General features: G+C 40.0%; 23 protein-coding genes. 14 read left to right on the top strand and 9 right to left on the bottom strand.

All coding sequences use genetic code 11. From position 1 onward, the window contains the following. Nucleotides 1-151: 151 nt before the first annotated feature. Nucleotides 152-1,189, bottom strand: coding sequence for a class II fructose-bisphosphatase (glpX, locus tag B4U84_RS23850; RefSeq protein ID WP_131120768.1), 1,038 nt, complete (start codon nucleotides 1,187-1,189; stop codon nucleotides 152-154). Between the two features lie 446 nt (nucleotides 1,190-1,635). Here glpX and grxC point away from each other — a divergent pair, with 446 nt between their 5' ends. The 3 genes from grxC to B4U84_RS23835 all read left to right on the top strand — a co-directional run bounded on the left by grxC (nucleotide 1,636) and on the right by B4U84_RS23835 (nucleotide 3,591). Further along, on the top strand, nucleotides 1,636-1,950 hold the full coding sequence (grxC, locus tag B4U84_RS23845; protein ID WP_017311659.1) for a glutaredoxin 3: 315 nt from the start codon (nucleotides 1,636-1,638) through the stop codon (nucleotides 1,948-1,950). A 266-nt stretch (nucleotides 1,951-2,216) separates the two neighbouring features. After that, a complete protein-coding gene (gene tadA, locus B4U84_RS23840; protein WP_196797831.1) occupies nucleotides 2,217-2,702 on the top strand; it encodes a tRNA adenosine(34) deaminase TadA in 486 nt (161 codons plus the stop codon). 115 nt (nucleotides 2,703-2,817) lie between these two features. Continuing rightward, entirely contained in the window at nucleotides 2,818-3,591 is a 774-nt protein-coding gene (locus tag B4U84_RS23835; protein WP_131120767.1) for a lysophospholipid acyltransferase family protein, read from the top strand. 74 nt (nucleotides 3,592-3,665) lie between these two features. Here B4U84_RS23835 and B4U84_RS23830 read toward each other — a convergent pair whose 3' ends face one another. Beyond that, nucleotides 3,666-5,768, bottom strand: coding sequence for a S8 family serine peptidase (locus tag B4U84_RS23830; protein ID WP_131120766.1), 2,103 nt, complete (start codon nucleotides 5,766-5,768; stop codon nucleotides 3,666-3,668). A 351-nt stretch (nucleotides 5,769-6,119) separates the two neighbouring features. On the opposite strand from B4U84_RS23830, the gene B4U84_RS23825 reads away from it, so the two are divergent. The 3 genes from B4U84_RS23825 (at nucleotide 6,120) to grxD (ending at nucleotide 7,584) form a co-directional block, all read left to right on the top strand. Then, nucleotides 6,120-6,728 (top strand): hypothetical protein, encoded by a 609-nt coding sequence (locus tag B4U84_RS23825; protein WP_017311655.1) that lies wholly within the window; start codon nucleotides 6,120-6,122, stop codon nucleotides 6,726-6,728. Between the two features lie 194 nt (nucleotides 6,729-6,922). Further along, entirely contained in the window at nucleotides 6,923-7,177 is a 255-nt protein-coding gene (locus B4U84_RS23820) for a BolA family protein (RefSeq protein WP_017311654.1), read from the top strand. A gap of 83 nt (nucleotides 7,178-7,260) precedes the next feature. After that, nucleotides 7,261-7,584 (top strand): Grx4 family monothiol glutaredoxin, encoded by a 324-nt coding sequence (gene grxD / locus B4U84_RS23815; RefSeq protein ID WP_017311653.1) that lies wholly within the window; start codon nucleotides 7,261-7,263, stop codon nucleotides 7,582-7,584. A 231-nt stretch (nucleotides 7,585-7,815) separates the two neighbouring features. On the opposite strand, the gene B4U84_RS23810 is transcribed toward grxD, so the two are convergent. Next, complete coding sequence (locus tag B4U84_RS23810) at nucleotides 7,816-8,067, bottom strand: DUF6761 family protein (protein WP_016860880.1); 252 nt, start codon at nucleotides 8,065-8,067, stop codon at nucleotides 7,816-7,818. Nucleotides 8,068-8,628: 561 nt separating this feature from the next. Between B4U84_RS23810 and B4U84_RS23805 the strand changes: the two genes are divergently transcribed. Next, nucleotides 8,629-9,396: a response regulator transcription factor gene (locus B4U84_RS23805; protein ID WP_026081993.1), complete on the top strand. Its 768-nt coding sequence runs from the start codon at nucleotides 8,629-8,631 to the stop codon at nucleotides 9,394-9,396. A gap of 235 nt (nucleotides 9,397-9,631) precedes the next feature. On the opposite strand, the gene B4U84_RS23800 is transcribed toward B4U84_RS23805, so the two are convergent. From B4U84_RS23800 to B4U84_RS23790, 3 genes are all read right to left on the bottom strand, one after another. Continuing rightward, complete coding sequence (locus tag B4U84_RS23800; protein WP_131120765.1) at nucleotides 9,632-10,399, bottom strand: ABC transporter ATP-binding protein; 768 nt, start codon at nucleotides 10,397-10,399, stop codon at nucleotides 9,632-9,634. 110 nt (nucleotides 10,400-10,509) lie between these two features. Beyond that, nucleotides 10,510-11,076, bottom strand: a complete 567-nt coding sequence (locus tag B4U84_RS23795; RefSeq protein ID WP_044451222.1) for a hypothetical protein — start codon at nucleotides 11,074-11,076, stop codon at nucleotides 10,510-10,512. A 96-nt stretch (nucleotides 11,077-11,172) separates the two neighbouring features. Beyond that, nucleotides 11,173-11,664: a hypothetical protein gene (locus tag B4U84_RS23790; protein WP_131120764.1), complete on the bottom strand. Its 492-nt coding sequence runs from the start codon at nucleotides 11,662-11,664 to the stop codon at nucleotides 11,173-11,175. A gap of 504 nt (nucleotides 11,665-12,168) precedes the next feature. Here B4U84_RS23790 and B4U84_RS23785 point away from each other — a divergent pair. From B4U84_RS23785 to B4U84_RS23770, 4 genes are all read left to right on the top strand, one after another. Then, nucleotides 12,169-13,134, top strand: a complete 966-nt coding sequence (locus B4U84_RS23785) for an acetamidase/formamidase family protein (RefSeq protein WP_131120763.1) — start codon at nucleotides 12,169-12,171, stop codon at nucleotides 13,132-13,134. Between the two features lie 28 nt (nucleotides 13,135-13,162). Further along, nucleotides 13,163-13,534, top strand: a complete 372-nt coding sequence (locus B4U84_RS23780) for a sulfite exporter TauE/SafE family protein (RefSeq protein WP_017311647.1) — start codon at nucleotides 13,163-13,165, stop codon at nucleotides 13,532-13,534. Nucleotides 13,535-13,826: 292 nt separating this feature from the next. Then, nucleotides 13,827-14,246 carry a BlaI/MecI/CopY family transcriptional regulator gene (locus B4U84_RS23775; protein WP_131120762.1) on the top strand — a complete coding sequence of 140 codons (420 nt, stop codon included), beginning with the start codon at nucleotides 13,827-13,829 and terminating at the stop codon, nucleotides 14,244-14,246. After that, nucleotides 14,246-15,085 (top strand): M56 family metallopeptidase, encoded by an 840-nt coding sequence (locus B4U84_RS23770; protein WP_131121049.1) that lies wholly within the window; start codon nucleotides 14,246-14,248, stop codon nucleotides 15,083-15,085. The genes B4U84_RS23775 and B4U84_RS23770 overlap by 1 nt, the downstream gene beginning before the upstream one ends. Nucleotides 15,086-15,361: 276 nt before the next feature. Here the strand turns inward: B4U84_RS23770 and B4U84_RS23765 are convergent, their stop codons facing one another. Further along, the gene (locus B4U84_RS23765; protein WP_017311644.1) at nucleotides 15,362-15,778 is read right to left on the bottom strand and encodes a hypothetical protein; all 417 of its coding nucleotides are present in this window, start codon (nucleotides 15,776-15,778) and stop codon (nucleotides 15,362-15,364) included. A 100-nt stretch (nucleotides 15,779-15,878) separates the two neighbouring features. Between B4U84_RS23765 and miaB the strand changes: the two genes are divergently transcribed. After that, nucleotides 15,879-17,243: a tRNA (N6-isopentenyl adenosine(37)-C2)-methylthiotransferase MiaB gene (miaB, locus tag B4U84_RS23760; protein ID WP_026081990.1), complete on the top strand. Its 1,365-nt coding sequence runs from the start codon at nucleotides 15,879-15,881 to the stop codon at nucleotides 17,241-17,243. Between the two features lie 87 nt (nucleotides 17,244-17,330). Here miaB and B4U84_RS23755 read toward each other — a convergent pair whose 3' ends face one another. Continuing rightward, nucleotides 17,331-18,827 carry a polysaccharide deacetylase family protein gene (locus B4U84_RS23755; RefSeq protein ID WP_131120761.1) on the bottom strand — a complete coding sequence of 499 codons (1,497 nt, stop codon included), beginning with the start codon at nucleotides 18,825-18,827 and terminating at the stop codon, nucleotides 17,331-17,333. A gap of 460 nt (nucleotides 18,828-19,287) precedes the next feature. Beyond that, nucleotides 19,288-20,127, bottom strand: a complete 840-nt coding sequence (locus B4U84_RS23750; RefSeq protein WP_131120760.1) for a DUF2382 domain-containing protein — start codon at nucleotides 20,125-20,127, stop codon at nucleotides 19,288-19,290. 268 nt (nucleotides 20,128-20,395) lie between these two features. Here B4U84_RS23750 and B4U84_RS23745 point away from each other — a divergent pair, with 268 nt between their 5' ends. After that, a complete protein-coding gene (locus tag B4U84_RS23745; protein WP_131120759.1) occupies nucleotides 20,396-21,037 on the top strand; it encodes a bifunctional 4-hydroxy-2-oxoglutarate aldolase/2-dehydro-3-deoxy-phosphogluconate aldolase in 642 nt (213 codons plus the stop codon). A 370-nt stretch (nucleotides 21,038-21,407) separates the two neighbouring features. Beyond that, entirely contained in the window at nucleotides 21,408-21,920 is a 513-nt protein-coding gene (locus tag B4U84_RS23740; RefSeq protein ID WP_017311639.1) for a L,D-transpeptidase, read from the top strand. The last annotated feature ends 254 nt before the right edge of the window (nucleotides 21,921-22,174 follow it).

The following is a 22,174-nucleotide window of genomic DNA, read 5'->3' as shown; positions in this document are numbered from 1 at the left end:
GCAACGGGTAACGGGTAACGGGGAACAGGGAGACAAAGGAGAATAACCAATGCCCCATGCCCCATGCCCCATACCCCATGCCCAATGCCCAATGCCCAATGCCCAATGCCCAATGCCCCATGCCCCATGCCCTATCCCCGATCCCTAAAACTTAGTGCAACTGCAATGTCTTGGGTTCTTCAAACATGTGGATGGTGTCCACAAAGCGAGCTGTTTTTGATTGATTGGAAATTACCAAGCTTTGAGTTCTTGCGCCGCCGTTGAAGAAACGGACGCCTTGCATGAGATTACCAGAGGTAATACCGCAAGCAGCGAACAAGACTGTTTCGCCGGATGCTAGTTCATGAGCATCATAGACCTTGTCAGGGTCGTTGATATTCATTGACTTTAAGCGTTCGATGTTAGCTTCTTTGCTTTCGCCAATCAAACCAGTCTTGACTATTGCTGGATCATAGATTAATTGACCTTGGAAGTGTCCACCCAAAGCGCGCATAGCCGCAGCAGAAATCACACCTTCAGGAGCCGCACCAATGCCCATCAGAGCATGAATATTGGTTCCAGCAAAACCACAGGATATGGCTGCACCCACATCACCATCAGAAATGAGTTGGACTCTCGCTCCTGCTTCTCGGATTTCTTTGATCAAGTCGTTGTGGCGTTCACGCTTCATTACCACTACAACAAGTTCTTCAATGGATCTATCTAAACATTCAGATAGAATTTTTAAATTTTCAGTGGCAGACTTGTTGATATCTACTTTGCCCTTAGCAGCTGGGGGAGCAGCTAGCTTCTTCATGTAGAAGTCAGGAGCCGCAAACAAACCACCTTTTTGGGAAATTGCCAATACTGCCATTGAGCCTGGTTGACCATAAGCCACAAGGTTAGTACCTTCACAAGGGTCAACAGCGATGTCAATTTCAATTAATTCATCTGGGTTACAAAAATCCTTAGCATCCGCGCGGCTACAGATACCAACTTCTTCTCCAATGTAAAGCATGGGAGCATCATCGCGTTCGCCTTCCCCAATGACAATGCGACCGCGCATATAAATTTTATTCATCCGCTCCCGCATGGCTTCTACAGCCACTTCGTCCGCAGTATTCTTTTCGCCTTTACCCATCCAACGAGCAGAAGCGATCGCGGCTTGCTCAACTACCTCAATAATCTCCAACCCAAGAGTATTTTCCACAGAGTCTGCCCTCTCGATAGCTTGATTTTGCGACTTTTCATCAGGTGATTTCAGTTTTACAGTCTACCAAAGGGCGGATACCCGTGGAAAATACTCTCTGACACAGCCTTTGTTAATTTTTGTAAGTTATGTATAAAAACTAGCAAAATTCTTCCTGATAACACTTAAATATTACTAGTGTGTAGATTAGTAAAACTAAAAGTTGAAGTATCTAACTAAAAATAAATTTTTCTCATATTCAAATTCAATCTTTATACTTAATTCTGTATTGCTTTTAAAGTACCAAAAAATACAACTAAGTAAAATGAAACATAACGCCAGCTACGAAAAATAAGCATACCTAAAACCTCTACTAATGACAAAGGACAAATGAGCAATGACAAAAGACAGTTGAGAAATAATGTTTAAACTAGAGATTAATTACAAAATCTATTTAAGCAACAAATATGCTCAACTTCATCAACTCTGTTTTAAACCGTCATCCAGAAAATGTAAAAGCAAATGTAGAGATATATACTTGGCAAACTTGCCCTTACTGTATTCGTGCCAAAATGCTGTTGTGGTGGAAAGGTGTCAATTTTACCGAATACAAAATCGACGGTAACGAAACAGCTAGAACAGCAATGGCAGAACGTGCCAACGGACGCCGCACTGTACCCCAGATTTTTATCAATAATCAACACGTTGGTGGCTGTGATGACCTATACGAATTAGATACAAAAGGTCAACTCGACACTCTTTTAGCCCAGCCAGCACTTTAACATTGTCTGCGTGATAACAAGAACACAGGGATTAAAAATCAGCCCTTTCAAGGTTGGTTCTATTGATAACTAGGGATGTAGGGGAATAGGGGTATAAGGGTGTAGGAGACCCCACCCCCAATACGGTTCGGATAAGACTAATCGATAGACATTTAAACCCTGTAGAGACGCGAAATTTCGCGTCTCTACATACCACAATTATGACGAAAAATCCTTAACCGAACCGTATTGACCCCACCCCCGTCTCAAAAGGACTTGGTGATCATATGTCACACACATACTCAGAATATCTTATACATCGACAGTGGATGTATCACGCTCTAAAATTAGCACAAATAGCTGGTGAAAGAGGTGAAGTACCCGTTGGCGCTGTTATGATTGATTCATCAGGCAACTTGATTGCTGAAGGTGAAAATCGTAAAGAACGCGACCAAAACCCAACAGCCCATGCAGAAATCCTTGCCCTGAAAGCAGCAGCTAGCAAGTTACAAACTTGGCGTCTAAACCAATGTACTCTCTATGTTACTCTCGAACCTTGTCCGATGTGTGCGGGTGCAATTGTCCAAGCCCGTGTTGGACTTCTCGTCTATGGAGTGGACGACCCAAAAACTGGTGCCATTCGTACTGTTGTTAATATCCCCGATAGTGCCGCTTCTAATCACCGTCTGCGCGTGATTGGAGGTATTTTGGAAACTCCTTGTCGTCAGCAGTTACAAACATGGTTTGCAAATCGACGACACCGCACCGAATAACGGACAGAGGTAAAACTGTCCAGCTGGTGCAACACAACTCTAGGAAGAAAATCTACGGTGTATCTAATTCCTCTTTTTATTACTTTTCTAACCTACAGTCAGTTGCCCTGTGATCATGGAACTTCACTCTTACAACGATCAAATTTGCCACGGAAAACTAGCCCAAACTCCAATCAATGCTGAGACAGCGATTTCTACTAATACCTCATGGTTATCTCCTTGGTTAACTCCTCTGGCTTATTTGTTCGGAGGTCAGCTTTTACCTTTGTTTTTTGGGCAAATTAGAATTACCGGACAAGAAAATATTCCCACAACAGGGCCTGTGATTCTTGCGCCTACCCATCGCGCCCGTTGGGATTCATTACTGTTACCCTACGCTAGTGGTCGTTGTGTCACAGGTAGAGACTTGCGATTTATGGTGACTATTAATGAATGTCAAGGTTTGCAGGGTTGGTTTGTCAGGCGCTTAGGAGGTTTTCCTGTAGATCCTCAACGCCCATCGATTAGTACTCTTCGCCATGCAGTAGAATTGCTTCAGCGTGGAGAAATGTTAGTGATTTATCCTGAAGGCAACATTTTTCGTGATGGTGAACTTCATCCTCTCAAGTCTGGAATTGCTCGTTTAGCTTTAACTGCTGAATCTAATCACCCAGATTTAGGTGTAAAAATTCTGCCAGTTGGTATCAACTATAGTCAACCTTATCCTGATTGGGGTACTGATGTTAGCATTCATATCGGATCTGTCATTAAAGTAGCTGATTATATTAAGGGTTCTGTAAAAAAAGATGCTAAACGTCTGACAGTTGATTTAGCAAATGCACTTGAACAATTAAGTCATCAGGAATCAAAAATTAATACTCATGCGTTTGCAGAAATGCCAAATTCTTAATGGTCAATGGTCAATTGTCAATGGTCAATAGTCATTGGACTTTTGACTATGGACTCTGGACTCTTGACATTTGACTAAATTCCCAAAATGAGTTCCCAGCTATTGAGTTTCCCTGTATCTTGTAGTGCGTAGTCAATTACCCATAATTGCCAACGTCCTTTGGCTGGTAAAGATAGTAACTGTCTAAGGATTGGATGCGATCGCACGGTGTAAGTTGCTTGCAGTTGACTGCGACGACCTAAAGTGCGGCTTTGCAATAATACTAGGTGATTATTAGGAGCTATTAAGTAAATTTCTAAATCACCTAAAAAATCATGGGTAATGTTGACATTGATTTGAATATCTTTGACTAGGCTAGAATCAGATATCGCGATCGCACTTTTAATTCCCTGTTTGTCATTGTCTGGAATCGCGACTTTGTTGTTATTCTCTCCCCTGACAACCCCACTAGTAGTTAATGTGGCTGTACGAAGTTTTTGGGCTACTTGTACCGCCCGTAAAGCATTCACTTTCCCATAACCAAACCATTGCGAATGGCCATTCTCATCATAAGTGCCATAACTCATCTTCAATTGCAAGTCTGGTTCGAGGTCAACAATTTTATCGGCGGTTTCTTCTAAAATCCGTTTGACTTCTTGGGCGCTTAAGTCTGGATTTACTGACAAAACTAATGCTGCTACACCTGCAACTACGGGGGTAGCGCTGGAAGTTCCACCAAAATTGCTAGTAAAATCACCTGGGTTGTAGCCCGCAGCTCCTATTTGGTCTGTTGTTAATATTCCTCGTCCAGACAATGCAGTGGCGATGCTTGGTTGGGTGTACACATAACCTTGGTCTTGAAACCACATTCCTGGTAAAGCGTTGTTACTAGGCGCACACACAGAAATATTCGTTCCCCAATTACTATAAGCGGCTTTTTTATTCAAACTTGTAGAAGCAGATACTGTAATTACATCAGGATGTACCGCAAATCCACTGAGCCATTTAGTACTACCTTTAACTAAATCTTTTTGCCATCCCTGCTCATTCACAGTACCACTTACCGGACGATTGGCATTACCTGCGGAAAAGAAGATTACACAACCTTTGCCATTACGTCCTTGAGTGGCGGCGCGGGTAATAGCAGCGCGTTGGCGTAAGGAGAGGGGAAAGTAAACAGCTGATGCTCCCCAACTGCAAGAAATTATACTTGCTCCCTTATCAATCGCCCAATTAAAAATTTCTTCGATTGACTGATCATCTAAAAACCCTGGACTCCTAATTGGCATAAAAGCACAACCAGGAGCAACTCCAGCAATACCTGTACCATTTTCTTCTGCTACGATTATGCCTGCACAAGCTGTACCGTGACTGGCTTGTTTTTCATTTGGCAAAGGTAAAAAATCGTTTTCTTTTAAATCTCTAGGGGCGACAATTTTGCCACTACCTTGAAAATCTGGATGATTTAAATCAAAAGAATCATCTACCACCGCCACGACAACCGAACGAATACCGCGAGTGATATCCCAGGCTTGTTCCACAGCAATATGTGAACCATTAGCTAACTGATTACCGCCGTTGTGGTTAAGATACCATTGCTGCGGGTAGAGGGGGTCACGGGGTTGATAATGGGTTTGCTGCTCGGTGATGATGTTGGGTTCAGCAACTACAACGTCTGGTGATGAAATTAATTGATTAGAAATTTTTATAGGGTTTGTCTGTGCTTGTTCACCAACAAGGAAAACAAAAGTATTGGGAAGACTAGGCACCGATTTTTGTAGGATTAAGCCAAATTTGGTGGCGATCGCATTAATTGTGGCGCTGTCTACCCAAGCTGCAAATTGAATTGTGATCTGATCACTCAGATAAACTTTGGTGCTGGGACTATCTTTGATTTGATAAACATGACTGGCGAACACCACATTTTTAGAGTCCCGCGCTACAGACATCGCCCCTTCTAGCTGAGAAGGTGGAACAGTGAATAAGGCTAGCTGTGCTTTGGGAATATTGCAACGCCAATTGCCCCAATTTGCCTGAGATAATGCTTGGGGTGAGAGATCATCATGAGGACGGACGGTGAAGCGATCGCTCACCTTTTCTAAGATTAATTCTTCACCACCACGTTGTAAGATAAATCCCTGGCTACTTGCAGGCATTTCTGTGGGAGGATAATCAGAGGAATTTAGGCGATCGTTCATAGCAGTGATTTAAGCTACTGTAGGAAAGCAATGGGAACATGATTTCACCGATTTTCGTTTTAGATCGGAGAAACTATATTCGGTCTCGTGACCATCGTACCTTTTGCAATATGTGGGAAAAGGCTAAAGAGTAAGGAGGAAAAGAGTTTTTAAATTTACTTTTTGAAAAAAATAACTCTATCCCTTACCATCACTCCTTCAAAGAGTGAAAACCCTAAGTTTCTCCTTACCCTTCTCACCCACTTCTGTAAGCAGTTTATTACGTGGCTTTGTTTTGTTAAAGTGCAAAACAAAGTTAAGATACCCGAAGTTTCTATCTTTTTTTGTTGAGTTGTTGCATAAATTTATCCCATGAAGTCTTTAGCTAATGTTCCCCTAATTCGCTTCACTTCTTTATCAGTCATAACAGCCCTCAGTCTGCTGTTACCTGTTCATGCTCAACAAGCACAGATTATAAATATCCCTAACCAAGCACAACCTATTGACCCCAATAATCCCAATAACTTGCGTCCAACAGCCCAAAATAATAGCATTTTAAGCGTTGATGGTGGCAAGCGGTTAATGTCAGATGCAAGTCAAGCTGTCAATTCTCAAAACTATGATGCAGCTGCGAAAAAACTTCAAGAAGCAAGATTAGTTTTTAACCAGCTATCGAATTTTTATCAAGAACTCAATTCCAGCTTTTCTGGAATTGACAATAGAGTCGCTGATTCCCAGCGTAAATTGGCGCTAGAAACTGCACAATTGCGTGATGAAGCCACTTATCAACTAGCATTAGTTCATCGAGCGCAAAATAAACCAGAATTAGCAGTTCCTTTACTAGTTCAAATCATCAAGAGTCAAAATCCCACACGAGACTTAGGTAAAAAAGCTTATCAGCAACTATTGGAGTTGGGTTTTGTCAATGCACCTTTCTCCACAGGAGGAACCACCTCTTCTTCGTCTCAGCCCAAAAAATAATAGAAAAATAATATTTACCATAAGTTCATCCAATAGACCGCTGCCATCAGGTGAGCGGATTTTTGAATGTTTGAATGATAGAATGTTTTGGTTTATAAACAGTATTTATACTCAGGATTTCAGAATCGCAGATTGGCAATGTCTTAGCCTCGTTGTTGATAATAATATATAAAGAAGTTTGATTAGGAATCGCGATGATTAGTCCGCAACAGATTGAGGAAATGATCAAGGCGGAACTGCCAGATGCCCAAATTCAAGTACAAGACTTAACTGGTGGTGGTGATCACTACCAGTTGACAGTAGTTTCATCGCAGTTCGCAGGTAAAGGATTGGTGCAGCAACACCAGTTAATTTATAGGGCTTTAGGACAGGCTATGTCCAGTGAAGCAATCCATGCTTTAGCACTAAAAACATATACTCCCGAAACATTTGCTAGTAATAGTCCATAGTCATTTGTCATTTGTCATTTGTTCCAAGTAAATGACCAATGACCAATGACCAATCACAACTAAAGAGTAGGAACACAAAAATTATGACACCTGAACTTCAAGAACGTATTGACAATTTAGTTAAAGAAAACAAAATTTTGGTTTTTATGAAGGGAACCAAATTAATGCCCGCCTGTGGCTTTTCCAACAATGTTGTGCAAATTTTGAACACATTAGGAGTTCCCTTTGAGACAGTTAATATTTTGGACGACTACGAACTTCGCCAAGGAATAAAAGAATATTCCAACTGGCCAACAATTCCCCAAGTCTATATCAATGGTGAATTTGTCGGTGGTTCAGACATCTTGATTGAACTTTATCAAAAAGGTGAATTGCAGCAAAAAGTGGAAGTCGCTTTAGCTTCTTAATTATTTGTCCTTTGTCCTCAGTCAAACACCAATGACTAATGACTAATGACCAAGGACAAGATTACCAAAAATCCCCCCTATCGAAAAGCTAAAACGTCACAGGGGGGATTGATCACTAAAAAATATCAAAAATCTCCAAATTTTACACTGCCACCGTCATTGACGAGGATAGACAACGTGCTATAATTGTCTGCGTCAATCAGGAGTGAGCATCTTGTGACTTACTGAAAGTCACCTGTAGTAATCTGGCTCTGGTTCTGGTAGTGTCATCGTGAAATTCGATACATCGTACAAATAGCGGGTAGCTTCCTCCTCTAAGCGATGGATCAAATATGGCTCAATGGCGTTACCATGTCGCAGCGCGGCTAGATAACCATCCAAATACATCCGCATATCATCAGTACGATAACCGCGATTCCATAACTCGACGAAGGCGTCGGTTAGTCTTTGGTAATAGCGGATGGTTTGTGTGTCTTGGAGCATACTGCTGTAAAAATCTCTTTGGAATGAGAATTGTAAATTATTCAAGCTGAAATGTGAAGTACATTTCAGTTTGACATCTATTTAAAATCCCTATCTTCTGCTATAGGGAGTAGTCTTGCATGAGCTACAACCTAAACTGATCCTATTCCAGAAAAACATGATTTTGATGGGTTGGTAAGTTATTGTTATATTTGCCTCTCACAACAACGTCGTCTTCACACTTGTTGACGCACTTGGTAGTTTTTTGTGCCGATAGTATCTGTTCTGATTAAACAGATGGAGTATGTCATTGATAATCAACAAGTTACCACAATTGCTTTTTTGGTAAATGACACCCTAGATTTGGAACAGGATAGTTAACTAAAAAAATATTTAGTAATTATAACAAAAATTTAATAATGTTGCCAATTCGTTTCTGGATAAGGCTTTTGATGAAATTTATTCTTAGAGTGTGTATGAGTAAATTAAAAATTATTAGCAATTGGAGTAACAAGGATTACAAAACCTAAGACATAGGCTTTGTTACTTTGAAAGTCATGCACGCTAAGGGGTCTTGCCACCGTGGGTTCGGTTTGTATTGAAATCGTAGAGGGAAATCCCCATCTGAGGTCGTTGCTTGGCTGGCACTTGCAACAGCTGGAGTATCGGGTGCATCAAGCTGCAAGTATTTATCAGGCTAGGGAAGTTTTTTTAACTCACCATCCAACACTAGTTATTTTAGATGCGGATTTGCCTGATGGAGATGGCATTGAGTTTTGCCGATGGTTGCATCGTCAGCAGCAGCCATTAATCTTAATGCTATCTGCGCGCAGTAATGAAGCTGATATCGTTGCTGGCTTAAAGGCGGGGGCGGATGATTACCTGACTAAGCCATTTGGAATGCAGGAATTTTTAGCACGGGTAGAGGCGCTAATACGCCGCAACCGTACACCTGTAGCTCCAGCTTATTTGGATTATGGGACTTTGCAAATTGATTTAGTGCAACGCCGTGTCCGTTTTCAAGGAGAATTTATAGATTTAACACCGCAGGAATTTAGTTTGTTGTATGTTTTAGCACAAGCGGGAGGAGTACCTTTAAGTAGGTCAGAATTACTGCGACGTGCTTGGCCTGATGCGATCGATAATCCTCGCACTATTGATACTCATGTTTTATCACTGCGGAAAAAAGTAGAACTTGATCCGCGACAACCGAGCTTAATTCAAACCATCCGTAATGTAGGATATCGGTTTAATATGGAGATTTTGAATATCAATTTGCCACAATCACTGACAAAGTTAACGGCAGAAAAATTCAATAATCAACATTCAACAATCAGTAGTCAGAGGTAACAGTTGTGGGAGCATCCCAAATGTTCAAAAAATCCACCTGCGATTGAAATCGCAGTTTCATATCTAAAGTCTGCTTAAGCAGACTGTTTGATTTCTTGAGAGTCGTATGAAAACGACTTGTGGTATTAGCTAAGGGTTTAAACCGTTAGCAGTATATTGAAAAGATTAAGATGCTTCCAGAGTTGTTAGTTGTTAGTTGTTAGTTGTTTTCTACCATCCACTAACTAACAAATAACTAACTCCATTCTTCAGTAGTTTGTGTTTGTGTCTGTATCAAGCTTTTTCGTAATTTAGCCCAGTCTATATCAGTAGCACTTTGATTTAGTATTAGGCGTCCCTGTTGTAAGTGCAACAGCCGATCGCAAAAAATCTCAGCCATTTCTAGCTGATGATTTACCATTAAAACTGTAGTTTGACGACTTTGGGCTAGTTGAGTCAGAATTGCCATCAAATGGGAAGCAGTACCTATATCTAAGGCAGAAGTAGGTTCATCTAATAATAAAATTTGTGGTTGAATGATTAAAGCTCGTGCGATCGCAATTAATTGGCGCTGTCCACCAGAAAGTTGCACTTCCGTTTTTCCCAGCCATTCATCAGGTATGTGCAGCTGTTCAATCCAGTGACTCAGTCTTTGCTGAATAGTCTGTTTAGGCAAACCACGCAAAACCAAAGGATATGTTAAAGCATCTTTGACAGTCATTCCTAGCAGTTTTGACTCTTGCAAAACAAGTGTGACACAAGCGCGTAGCTGTAAAATTGGTATTTGATGGTATTCCTGATTATCTAAATAAATTTTGCCACTTGTAGGCTCACTCAAACGGTTGAGGAGGCGTAATAAATAACTTTTCCCAGCACCAGATGAACCAACAATAGCAATGCGATCGCCCTCAAATACCTCAAAAGAAATATCCTGTAAAATGGGGTATCCTTGCTGTTGACTTTGTAAAGTCGTATATAAATTAACTTTTTCTAGTCTGAGTTTTGCTTTTGGCAAAGTTTCCAAATTAAACCTTTAGTTAATGATGAATTATAAATTATGAATGATGAAAAGTTTAACCTTCAACATTCATAATTCATAGTACTGAACTAAATAATTTTTTTACACATAAAACTTTAATTCAAATTACCTTGGGTGATAGCAGTAACAATTGTCCAACCATCGACCAATAGAAGCAATAAGGTAAAACCAAATAAAATCAAATACATCCATGGCTGGGCTAAAGGATAAACATCAGTAGTATCAATACCTGTTTTTTCTTGTACCAGTTTTACCATCTGAGCAAAACCCGCCACCCGCATAGGTAATAAATAAGCTTTTGCGTCTTTGCTGAGAAAATAGTAAACTAGTCCTCCTTGTCCAGTCGTGCGGGGTTTTAACTGTTTTACCTCCGACCAAGGTAAGGACCAGCCTTTACGAAAAAAACGTGGAACCCAATTTGGATAAGTTACCTGAATCCCTTGGTCATCTAAAATTACACGTTCTGTTAAGACTGCATACAAGCCAATGAAACCAATGGTAATTCCTAACCAAAATAACGTTGGTGGAATGGGCGCATTTGTAACTTCAGCTAAAAAAGGTAAAGGTAGGGTTAGCGCTATATATAAGGTTAAAAGCGTAATCCGAATTAAAGGAGAGAGGCGAAAAATTGCAGGCGAAGTATTCACTGAGTTTGCTGCCACGGCTTCATTACAATTCTTAACTTTTAACTATATACTAGCGAGAAAATGGGTGTGAGAGTTTTACCAAAGACAGCTATTGCGTCCATCCCCCTTATCTCAATCCGTTCCAGACCAACTCCAAGTCGGGTTTCCGTTATTCACACCTTTTTTAGTGATGCTAGGGGTGAAACTGTTAGCATCTCGTTTACCTGTCATATCTAAAATCAAAAATACTTTGCCACCATTAAACCTGATTCGCAAGTGAGAACCAGAGTTGTAGTCTTCATTGTCATATTTGACAATACCACCGCCTGCCACACATTGCCGATAAGCAGGTTTGAGGTTTGCTACCCAAGTGACACTAAACGAATCTGAAGACGCTATAGCAAACGGCCCAGCAAAAGCACCTAATTTTGCCTGACCATTAATTGTATATCCTCCTTCGTAGTAAGGCGCGTTTTGTTCTGTCACAACTACTTTTTGAGGACAATTTTTTTCAGATGCATTCACAGATTTAAAAACACCTAATTCTACCTGCGCCGCTTGGGCTGGAATTGTTGGGACAATAGTAATAATAGCAGTTAATAAAGACAGTAATTTCTGATTCATTGCTATATATAAAAATAAAAAATGAACAATTGGAGGTGCTTAGTTGTTTTAACTTAAAATACAAATATCAATGTAAAAAGTTAAACAAAAATTCGGCTTTGTGTAAAAAAATGATACAATTACGTTAATTAAGTATAAATAATTAACAAACCTTTCATGTTTGACTAATCATTCCCTGATAATATAAATTCCAAATTCAATTTATGGAATAAATCCAGTCCTTTCAAAGTGTAAATCAGGGAAATAAAAAATTCTTATACCAATTTAATATGAAGATGCATACAAAGACCCCACCCCGGCTTCGCCACCCCTAAGCGCAAGCGGGGAGGGGTAAAATTCGGGAGCAGCTTCACGAAGAATTGGTATTAGTGTCTTCGTGTTTCAATAATTATTTTTTCACCAGAAAGACACAAAGACTAAATATAGCTTCATAATTTCAGATCAGGATTCTTTTGATGTCAATCTTGAAAGCGCTAGTAAAATCAATCCAAAATATAAAATCGGATGACTCATCATATTTTGAAAGCAACTGCAAATACTGTACATCTCGGTGGTTTTTCGCATGAGATTGAACCAGCATTAATAATCGAATCTGGCGATACAGTGGATGTGGAAACTTACACTGGTTACTACATTTACAATAAAGCACCAGCAGAATTTCTGACGCCAGATTTTGTTGACATTTGCCAAAACCTACGACCAGAAAGAAAAATAGCAGGTGGGCCGCATTTGCTTACAGGGCCTATTTATGTACAGGGAGCAGAACCTGGAGATATTTTAGAAGTAAAATTGGACACAATTAAACCAAGTTTGCCTGTTGGTTTTAATGCTATTCGGACGGGATGGGGAGTTTTACCAGATCAATTTAATGAACCAGCTTTGAGATTTATTCAGCTAGATTTAGAAAATAATGTTGCAGAATTTCCTGTAAATAGTGGGATTAAAATACCACTGAAACCTTTTTTTGGTATTCTTGGCGTTGCTACTCCTGAAACACAACGTTCTTCTATTCCTCCTGGTTGTTATGGTGGTAATATAGACAACCGTGAATTGCAAGCTGGTTCAAGAATATTTTTGCCAGTTTTTGTTCCTGGTGCTTTATTTTCTATTGGTGATGGACATTCAGCCCAGGGAGATGGTGAAGTTAATGTCACCGCTATTGAAACATCTATGAATGGCACAATTCAACTCAAAATTCGCAAAGATTTACAAGTAACTGCACCTATTGCTGAAACTGCTACTGATATGATCACAATGGGATTTGGTGAAACTTTGGATGCAGCCCTAGAACAAGCTTTAAACAATATGATTGATTTTTTGGTAGGTTTTACAAAAATATCATCAGAAGACGCCTACGTATTATGTAGTTTAGCAGTGAATTTTCGCATTACTCAAGTGGTCAACACTCCTCAAAAAGGTGTGCATGGGATGTTATCAAAAAATATTTTTGTAAATGGAATAAATTTATAATTTACTAATCCAAATAATTTATGATTTTATGTCTAACATACTCATTCAATTGTTGATAATTGGGCTTGTGGCTGGTGTAGCTGGCGGGATGTTTGGTATTGGTGGTGGTGCAATCATGGTACCAGCTATGGTGCTAATCATGAGTATGGATCAAAAATTTGCTACTGGTACTTCTATTGCTGCTCAAATCTTGCCTATTGGTATTTTAGCCGCGATTGTTTACTACCGTAATGGTAATCTTAATATCAAATATGCTGTAATTATTGCTGTTGGTTTGATTATTGGTAACTTCTTTGGGGCTTTATTTGCCAATCAGCCGTTTATTAGTAGTGAATTGATGAAAAAGCTGTATGGTATATTTTTGTTAATAATTGGTTTGCGATATTTGCTCTTTAGATAATCAAATATAGCATTGAGCTGTTATGCATTTAAATTGTATATTTTGCGAGCAGGTTGTCAAAAGTCAACAGTCCAGAGTCAAAGACTAGCTTGGACTTTGGACTGTTTACCCTGGACAGTCCTAACGCAAGAATATTTAATCTAAGCGCACATCAGCTTATTAGCGATGCACTTGAAAGAAAGTGAACATCATTAGATTGTCTTGTTGGTGATTCAGGTCGTAGACATGCTAGTTTTTTGTTGGGAACACCAAATTAAAAGGCTTTACACCCCCAACCACTAACGAAATCAATATGGCTCCTTTACCTGAGTATCACCCCAAACAGTTATCTTTAGGTCCATTAGAAGCAGAAATTTTGAATATTGTCTGGGAACTTGGTTCAGCGACAGTCAAAGATGTACACGATCGCATTCTGGCTGATCCTAACCGAGAACTAGCTTATACTTCTGTAACTACCGTGCTGCGTCGCCTTACTGACAAAGGTTGGCTTGTCTGCGACAAAAAAGGACGTGCATTTTATTGGCGGCCATTGCTCACAAAACAGCAGGCCGCAGTCATTAAAGCTCACGAACAATTACAGCGATTTTTAGCAGTAGGAAATCCTGATGTTGTGGCTGCTTTTGCAGATAGTCTTGATGAAGCAGCTAGTGAGAAAATACAAGCGATCGCCAAACGCATTCAATCTGCACGCCAAGCAAGGGAGGAAAAATGATGCATGTACTGATGATTTTGATGGCTTTGGCTATTTCTTGGGGAATCAGATACTCTTGGGTTCAATGCTCAGACAATTGGAATAAACAGTGGCAAAGATCTCTGTTTTTCTTTGTTTTTCCCCCCTTGCTGATCATTATGACAGCGATCGCTCTGCTGTATATGGGTCCCCAGGGCAGAATGTTTGGTTTGCAAACTGGTTGGTTTAGCTATGTATTAGCATTAATCTTACTTGCTGTTTTTGCAGTTATATGCATAAAGCAAGCATGGCAAGGATGGCGATCAGTAAAATCTACACGTGATTGTCCGATTGTGAACCTTGCAGGTAGACAAGTGCGGCTACTCAAAACAACAGCATTATTTGCAGGACAAATAGGTTTTTGGCAACCTGAACTTGTCCTCAGCCAAGGATTGCTGCAAACTTTGTCACCTGCACATTTAGAGACAGTCTTAGCACACGAACAAGGCCACTACCATTACCGAGATACATTCTGGTTTTTCTGGCTGGGTTGGGTGCGTACCTGTACAGCTTGGTTGCCAAATACAGACGCTTTATGGCAAGAACTGTTAGTTTTGCGCGAACTACGTGCCGATGCTCACGCTGCATCACAAGTAGATCCTTTGCTGCTAGCGGAATCATTGGTATTAGTCATTAGTACACCACCTGTAACCTCAGATATTTGCTGTGCAGCCCTAGCAGCTAGTAGCGTTGATCGTTTAGAACAAAGAATAGAAGCTTTGTTAGCTCAACCAGAACCCACATCAAAATTTCACTTCATATATTGGATTAGCTTTCTGTTAGCATTACTGCCCTTAATTACAGTAATCTTTCATTCTTAGTTTTTGCTACTCCCCATGCCCAAAAGGTAGGGGATTCTTGTTTCACAGGGATTCCGACTAATTTACCCGCTACCTAATTTAGCAGGGCTATTTCAGCCTAGACATAAACCGCCCTGAACTAAAGTTCCGCGGCTCATAGTTTAAGTCCGTTAAAACGGACTAAATAAATTACCAATCAACAGTCGGTTTTAACCGAGTTTTGCTATTAGCCTCAGAATTAATTCTGAGGCGGGCTGGATGAGAATGAAATAGCCCTACCTAATTTAGCCTTAATTTTTAATCAAAGACATACTTTTCTGCTACTTTCCAGTAACGAGAAAAGCGCTTGAGGTCTATATAACCGTCATAATCAAAAAATGGTTCCACTTCAAAAATTTCTAAATCGGCAAAACGTTCTATTTGCTGACAAATACTTTCAAACCTGGGACTAGGACTATCCACTGTTACTACTTGCGTGGCATTATGTTCCTTAGCAAAAGCCAGAACCTCTTGAGCAACATCGCCACGCCGGATAATTACAGGTAACTCTAGCAAGCACTCGTAAATAAAAGCGATACGTTTAAGACTAATTTGCCATTCCTCCAGTAAAACATCATCCCAAACCCAGATAGCAGGCGCATCTGGATATTCTTGCAAAGCTGGATTGTGTGGACTCAAGCAATCCCCATGTATCCAGATAACAGGTTTACTCATATAACTTAAAATTCAATCCCAGTCAAATGTTAATTGGTAACTAGAGTTTATACAATATTAGAAAAACCCTTTAATTTGTAAATCTTAAGTTTAATCGCCCATGACCATTTCACGCCGCCATTATCACATCACTACTTTCGGTTGCCAGATGAACAAAGCTGACTCAGAGCGGATGGCTGGTATTTTAGAAGACATGGGCTTTGAGTGGTCAGAAGATCCAAATCAGGCAGACGTGATACTCTACAACACCTGCACTATACGAGATAATGCAGAGCAAAAAGTATATTCTTATCTAGGTAGACAAGCAAAACGCAAACACGAACAACCGGATTTAACACTAGTTGTTGCTGGTTGTGTTGCTCAACAGGAAGGAGAAACCCTACTGCGAAGAGTCCCAGAATTAGATTTAGTCATGGGGCCGCAACATGCTAACCGTCTGAAAGATTTATTGCAACAGGTATTTGACGGCAATCAGATTGTAGCCACAGAACCAATTCATATTATTGAGGATATTACCAAACCACGGCGAGATAGTAAGGTGACGGCTTGGGTGAATGTAATTTATGGCTGTAACGAACGCTGCACCTACTGCGTAGTACCGAGTGTCCGGGGTGTGGAACAATCTCGGACACCAGAAGCAATTCGCGCCGAAATCGAGGAACTAGGACGTCAGGGTTACAAAGAAATCACACTCTTGGGTCAAAATATTGACGCCTACGGACGGGATTTACCAGGAGTGACACCAGAAGGCCGTCATCAGCATACATTTACAGATTTGCTCTACTACATTCATGATGTTCCGGGTGTGGAACGAATCAGATTTGCTACTAGTCATCCCCGTTATTTTACTGAGCGTTTGATTCGAGCTTGTGCAGAATTGCCAAAAGTCTGCGAACACTTCCACATTCCATTTCAATCTGGGGATAATGAAGTTTTAAAACGCATGGCACGGGGTTACACCCATGAGAAATATCGCCGGATTATCAACACAATCCGTGAGTATGTGCCAGATGCGGCGATTAGCGCTGATGCAATTGTGGGTTTCCCCACGGAAACAGAAGCACAGTTTGAGAATACTCTCAAGTTAGTAGAAGATATTGGTTTTGATCAGTTGAACACTGCTGCTTATTCTCCCCGTCCAGGAACACCCGCCGCAGTGTGGGAAAATCAGCTGAGTGAAGAAGTGAAAAGCGATCGCCTACAAAGATTAAACCATTTAGTGGGCATCAAAGCCGCCGAGCGATCGCAACGTTATATGGGACGCTTAGAAGAAGTCCTGGTAGAAGATCAAAACCCCAAAGACAAAACCCAAGTCATGGGACGCACCCGTACCAACCGCCTAACTTTCTTTACTGGTGACATTAACGAACTCAAAGGTAAGTTAGTGAAGGTCAAAATTACTGAAGTTCGTGCCTTTAGTTTAACGGGTGAATCAGTTGAAGTACGGGAAATGGCATCAGTTTGAATGTCTGTGCAGTTATAGATCCCCGACTTTTTTCAAAAGTCCGGGATCTGAACACCTATGACTCATCAAAACAAATAGGACAGACCACTAGCTTAAAGCTGCTTCGCCCCGTCGATAAATTTCGCGCGCATAATCAGTCCAAACTCCTTGTCCCCAGTAACGGAAACAACTAGTTTGCAACAACAAGTTATATAACAAAGCTGCTTGATAATCTGGACTTTGTGTTACTGAGAAATCTTGCTGCACCAATGAATCATATTTTTCATGAAACATAATGCTGAGTTTCTTCATTGGATCTAAAACATTTTCATAGCCTTCCACCCAACTTAAATCATTAGTCCAAGAAGCACCATCCATATGGAATTGATGGTCTGTTGCTTTTAACTCTGCAATTATCTGTTCTACAGTTTCCGGTGTTGCATCATCTGGATTTACTCGCTGCCAAATTTTATGCTGATGCACAGCTTGACAAGTTGGGTAATCTTCAAAATTTACACCTGCTGCTTCAATTAGTTCGAGATATTCTGTACCATTAAGTGCAACCACACCTGCATAATTATTACCTGCATCGCGGATTTCATGATAAACCCTAAAGAAATCGCGGGGATATTCGTTCATCATCACGCCACCATTTTCCCCATCAGCGATTTGGGTAACTAAGGAGGGGATTATCAGATTACCAATTTGTTGCTTACCCCTACCCTTGGCTTCAAAATAAGGTTGCATCTGAGCAACTAATTTAGTATCCGAACCTTGAGTTTTAATTAATGCTATAATGCTGATACTTTCACCGTGAGAATTACGCGCAATTAAACGGTTGGGAATATATTTATTCTCGTGTTTTAAGGCAGAACCATCAAGATTTTCTAGTGAATGTTCTTGTACCATTAACCAGCGATAGCCGCATTCTTTTAATGCTTTGATGTATTCAAATAAAGTATCTGGATGATTTGGTAAATGCATTTCTGGAGGAGAAAAACCCTTGACGCGCTTAAGGGCATCGTAACCAAAAATAGCTGCAAAATGGTGTTGCCACGCTTGGATGTGCAGTTTAATATCAGGAATAGGTGTGGAAGGAACTACGGCATGACTCCACATCGTTCCTAACCATTCTACATGAGGTTGATATTGAGGGTCACAAGTTATACGCTTAAGATTGTCGAAAATATCATTGCGTCCCATTTGACGCAAACCCCACAGCAAATTACCTGAGTAATCAAGCATAATTCGAGGGTTGCAACCTTGGGAAATCAACTGCGGGATAAATTCTCCCATGCGGCTGTAACACCATGCAAAAGGCGCGGCATTATGGTTATCTCCATTATTTGGATGTTCAAACATATACTGGAGATTACTGATAATTTCGCCGTTCGCACCTGCGGGAATGCTTGGTTGATGCATGTGTAGAGCGCAAGCAAATCCCGCAGTGATATTTTCTAATTTAAGATTAGTAGTGTTTAAATATACTGGGTTATTTTGTTTCACTATTGACTGAATATCTGCTTCCCAACCACAGATATTCGGCAACCCTGACCTTAATTCTGCCAATGCGGGTAGATTGAAAGATGGTGCTGTAGCAGTCATTTGTTATTTGTCCTTTGTTATTTGTCATTGGGAAGGATTTGTAACTCGCCTTCTGTTTATTCCCGTAGACTTACTAATTATTCAATCATTGTGACGGGCTGAATATTGTTTACCCGCATCCAGCAACAATTCAGAGTCAAATTTGTTAGTTTGAAACAATAAGTATCTAGTCTTATTAATTTTCTCCTATAGCAATCCTAATTGAGTTGTAGATCCCCGACTTCTTAGAGAAGTCGGGGATCTACAACTCAATTAGGATTGCTATATGGGCGACAGGGGAGTGTCATACTATTTCACGTTATACCAATTCACATTAATCACGATACATATAAATTTTGTAGAGACGTGCCATGGCACGTCTCTACAGGGTCTGTATTTGTATCAGGTTTTTTGTGAAATGGTATTAATCGTGATACACATAAATAATGTAGAGACGTGCCATGGCACGTCTGGTACAAAATTAGAGAATATCTCTTTGCTGTCTATTGGTTTCATCCAAAGGTAAATTACCTTCAGTTTGAATATCTAATTCTTCACGACGAATTGTTTCTTGAGCTTCAACTACATCTTTATCAACTACTTTTTTAACCCGGACTTCTTCGCGTACAAAAGCTTCTTTTTGGATTTCGGGTGTTTCTTCATAGAGTTCTATGCGTGCTACTTCCCCTGCTTGGAATTGAATCTCATCGGGACTAACTGCAATACCTTCTGTGGTGGCTGGAACACGCTCAATTACAACTCGCTCTTTTTCAATTGGAACTGAAACCGTTGCAGTTTCTGTTTCAATATGCTTTCCAACGGTAACTTCCCCGGTTTTGATGCGATTTTTGTTGGCTATTAAGCGTTCTTCATACAATTTGAATGTTTGGTGGTTTTGCTCATTCAAATTATATAAAGATGCATCGTTTTGATAATTGTAGTTATCGCGATCATAAGTTAAATTTTGTTCTGGACGATAATTCCTGCGTACCTGTTCTTCATAATCATAATCAACAGTCATATCCTCTCTATAGGCAGGTAAATTTTCTACTTGTTGTTTGCTTAAGCCATCCACATAAACACGCTGTTGACTATAATCGATCCGAGAAAGACCTATTGGTAGCAATATTCTTTTGCTATGAAAATCTGATTCAGTTTCAATGACTAAATAACGAAAACGTCCGTCTGGATCTACTAGCGCATCAATAACTGTCCCAATTCTATTTCCACCTTCGGTATAGATTGGTAAACCTTTAATATCATCACCGCCAAAAGTATCTCGGTATGTAGGGTCAAAGTCTTCAAGTTTGAAAAGAGGCATAATAAAATTACCTATGAAAGCATCTATACTATTACCTTAAAAATTTAGTTAATTATTTACCTCTTGCTTGCGACTGAATTATCTTAATTATTAAGTATGAAAAAATCTATTGTTAATAGCTGAAAAATTATCATTGCTGAGTTTTAACTAGATGATTATTAATTATGGTATCTATCTTTGGTTAGATTAAACAAAAATTTGAAGTTAGTGTTACTTTTAGTGAACTAAACTATATTGCTTTTGAGCTAATTATTAATTTTTTGTTCACATGTCCAATCACCCTTGGTTAACACAGGTAAAAAAACACCGAGCGATCGCAGTTATCCGCGCTTCAAAATTAGAACTTGGACGCCAGATGGCTTTGGCTATGGCATCTGGAGGTATAAAATTAATAGAGATTACTTGGAATAGTGCTAATGCTTGCGAGTTAATTAGCAAGCTCCGTTCAGAATTAACTGACTGTATTATTGGCACAGGAACATTGTTAAATTTAGAACAACTTTATCAGGCAATCACCGCAGGAGCGCAATTTCTGTTTACACCCCATGTTGATCCAAGGATGATCCAAGCAGCAGTTGCGGAAAATATAGCGATTATTCCGGGTGCGCTTTCTCCCACAGAAATTGTCACCGCTTGGAATCATGGTGCAACTTGCGTGAAAGTGTTTCCTGTACAAGCTGTAGGTGGAGCAAGCTATATCAAAAGTCTACAAGGGCCACTGGGTCATATTCCTTTGATTCCTACAGGTGGTGTGACTTTAAAAAATGCCGAAGAATTCCTACAAGCAGGAGCGATCGCAGTCGGTTTGAGTAGTGAGTTATTTCCTAAACAATTTGTAGAAACTGAAAATTGGGAAGTAATATCTCAGCAAGCAAAAACTTTAGTTAATACTTGTTTAGTTAGGGATTGATTATTCAGAGGGAACGGGGAACGAAGAACGAGCTACACGGACTCCGTTTTTCCTCCAATAGACAAGGGTAAAAAACATCTTTTTTGAGTGCTAATTGAAACCTACAACTCAAGTTTTTTTACATGAAATAAACAAAGCTTAACAGATGGTTAATATTTATTTGTTCCCTGTTAAGAATTTCCTTGTGAATAAAATTACATGAATTTAATTTTTCAACAATTCCTCATTTTCATTGAATTTTACTAGTTCCGAATTACTACATCTGCTATAGGATGAAATTAGGAAAACTTACGCCTGTTGCAGCAACAAGCAAAATATCATCAAATAAAAATAAAGTTTTCCTAAATAATGGCATTATGGTCTAATCATCATGGAAAAGACATCTTCTTCCAGTTGGGTGCATTTTCTCAAAGTACTCATTGTTGGTACAGCGCTTTGTTTAAGTGTTTTTAGTACTCCTTCACAAGGAGTTTTGAAACAATCAAAAAGAAGTACAATTAGACAAGCAATCATTAACCTTAAACAATCTCAACGACGCTGGATACAAGTTGATTTGTCGGAACAACGATTAATTGCTTGGCAAGGTAACAAGCCTGTTTATAAAGTGATTGTCTCTACAGGAAAGAAATCTACACCGACTCGTACAGGCGTTTTTCGGATTCAAACCAAATTGAGAAAAACTCGAATGCGGGGTAGAGGCTACAACGTTCCTAATGTTCCACATACGATGTACTATAAGGGAGGCTATGCTATTCATGGAGCCTATTGGCATCGAAGATTTGGTAGACCAGTTAGCCACGGCTGCATAAATTTACCACCGAAACATGCTAGATGGGTATACAGATGGGCTTCGGTAGGTACGCCTGTAGTTGTGCAAAGATAATAAACAATAACATCTTGCACTAATTGAAATCAGCCGTAAAATAAATTTTCGGCTCAAAGCTTAAATCCATTCAAATGGGTTCCTGAACCAGTCGGTTAAAAACCGATTTTAGCTTTTAGCCCAAATTTTAATTTCGGGCTAGTAGTCTGGCAACCTAACTTTGAGGGGTATAAAATGAACCGCCAAGACGCCTTAGACGCGCAAGCGGCTACCTGCGGAAGCCACTACCTACGGTAGGCGCGTAGCGACTTCTG

The organism is Westiellopsis prolifica IICB1 (assembly GCF_004323185.1).
GTDB classification, from domain to species: domain Bacteria; phylum Cyanobacteriota; class Cyanobacteriia; order Cyanobacteriales; family Nostocaceae; genus Pelatocladus; species Pelatocladus prolificus_A.
The sequence above is the reverse complement of the archived record's forward strand: the minus strand, read 5'-3'. Positions and strand labels throughout refer to the sequence as shown.

Bases quoted from the DNA above. Each gene is read 5' to 3' on its own strand.
- B4U84_RS23740 (WP_017311639.1), top strand. From the start codon at position 21,408: ATGGAAAAGACATCTTCTTCCAGTTGGGTGCATTTTCTCAAAGTACTC.
- B4U84_RS23750 (WP_131120760.1), bottom strand. From the start codon at position 20,127: ATGCCTCTTTTCAAACTTGAAGACTTTGACCCTACATACCGAGATACT.
- B4U84_RS23820 (WP_017311654.1), top strand. From the start codon at position 6,923: ATGATTAGTCCGCAACAGATTGAGGAAATGATCAAGGCGGAACTGCCA.
- grxD (WP_017311653.1), top strand. From the start codon at position 7,261: ATGACACCTGAACTTCAAGAACGTATTGACAATTTAGTTAAAGAAAAC.
- B4U84_RS23775 (WP_131120762.1), top strand. From the start codon at position 13,827: ATGGCTCCTTTACCTGAGTATCACCCCAAACAGTTATCTTTAGGTCCA.
- B4U84_RS23770 (WP_131121049.1), top strand. From the start codon at position 14,246: ATGCATGTACTGATGATTTTGATGGCTTTGGCTATTTCTTGGGGAATC.
- B4U84_RS23785 (WP_131120763.1), top strand. From the start codon at position 12,169: ATGACTCATCATATTTTGAAAGCAACTGCAAATACTGTACATCTCGGT.
- B4U84_RS23745 (WP_131120759.1), top strand. From the start codon at position 20,396: ATGTCCAATCACCCTTGGTTAACACAGGTAAAAAAACACCGAGCGATC.
- B4U84_RS23780 (WP_017311647.1), top strand. From the start codon at position 13,163: ATGTCTAACATACTCATTCAATTGTTGATAATTGGGCTTGTGGCTGGT.
- B4U84_RS23825 (WP_017311655.1), top strand. From the start codon at position 6,120: ATGAAGTCTTTAGCTAATGTTCCCCTAATTCGCTTCACTTCTTTATCA.
- B4U84_RS23765 (WP_017311644.1), bottom strand. From the start codon at position 15,778: ATGAGTAAACCTGTTATCTGGATACATGGGGATTGCTTGAGTCCACAC.
- B4U84_RS23810 (WP_016860880.1), bottom strand. From the start codon at position 8,067: ATGCTCCAAGACACACAAACCATCCGCTATTACCAAAGACTAACCGAC.
- B4U84_RS23830 (WP_131120766.1), bottom strand. From the start codon at position 5,768: ATGAACGATCGCCTAAATTCCTCTGATTATCCTCCCACAGAAATGCCT.
- B4U84_RS23790 (WP_131120764.1), bottom strand. From the start codon at position 11,664: ATGAATCAGAAATTACTGTCTTTATTAACTGCTATTATTACTATTGTC.
- B4U84_RS23755 (WP_131120761.1), bottom strand. From the start codon at position 18,827: ATGACTGCTACAGCACCATCTTTCAATCTACCCGCATTGGCAGAATTA.
- B4U84_RS23835 (WP_131120767.1), top strand. From the start codon at position 2,818: ATGGAACTTCACTCTTACAACGATCAAATTTGCCACGGAAAACTAGCC.
- grxC (WP_017311659.1), top strand. From the start codon at position 1,636: ATGCTCAACTTCATCAACTCTGTTTTAAACCGTCATCCAGAAAATGTA.
- miaB (WP_026081990.1), top strand. From the start codon at position 15,879: ATGACCATTTCACGCCGCCATTATCACATCACTACTTTCGGTTGCCAG.
- tadA (WP_196797831.1), top strand. From the start codon at position 2,217: ATGTCACACACATACTCAGAATATCTTATACATCGACAGTGGATGTAT.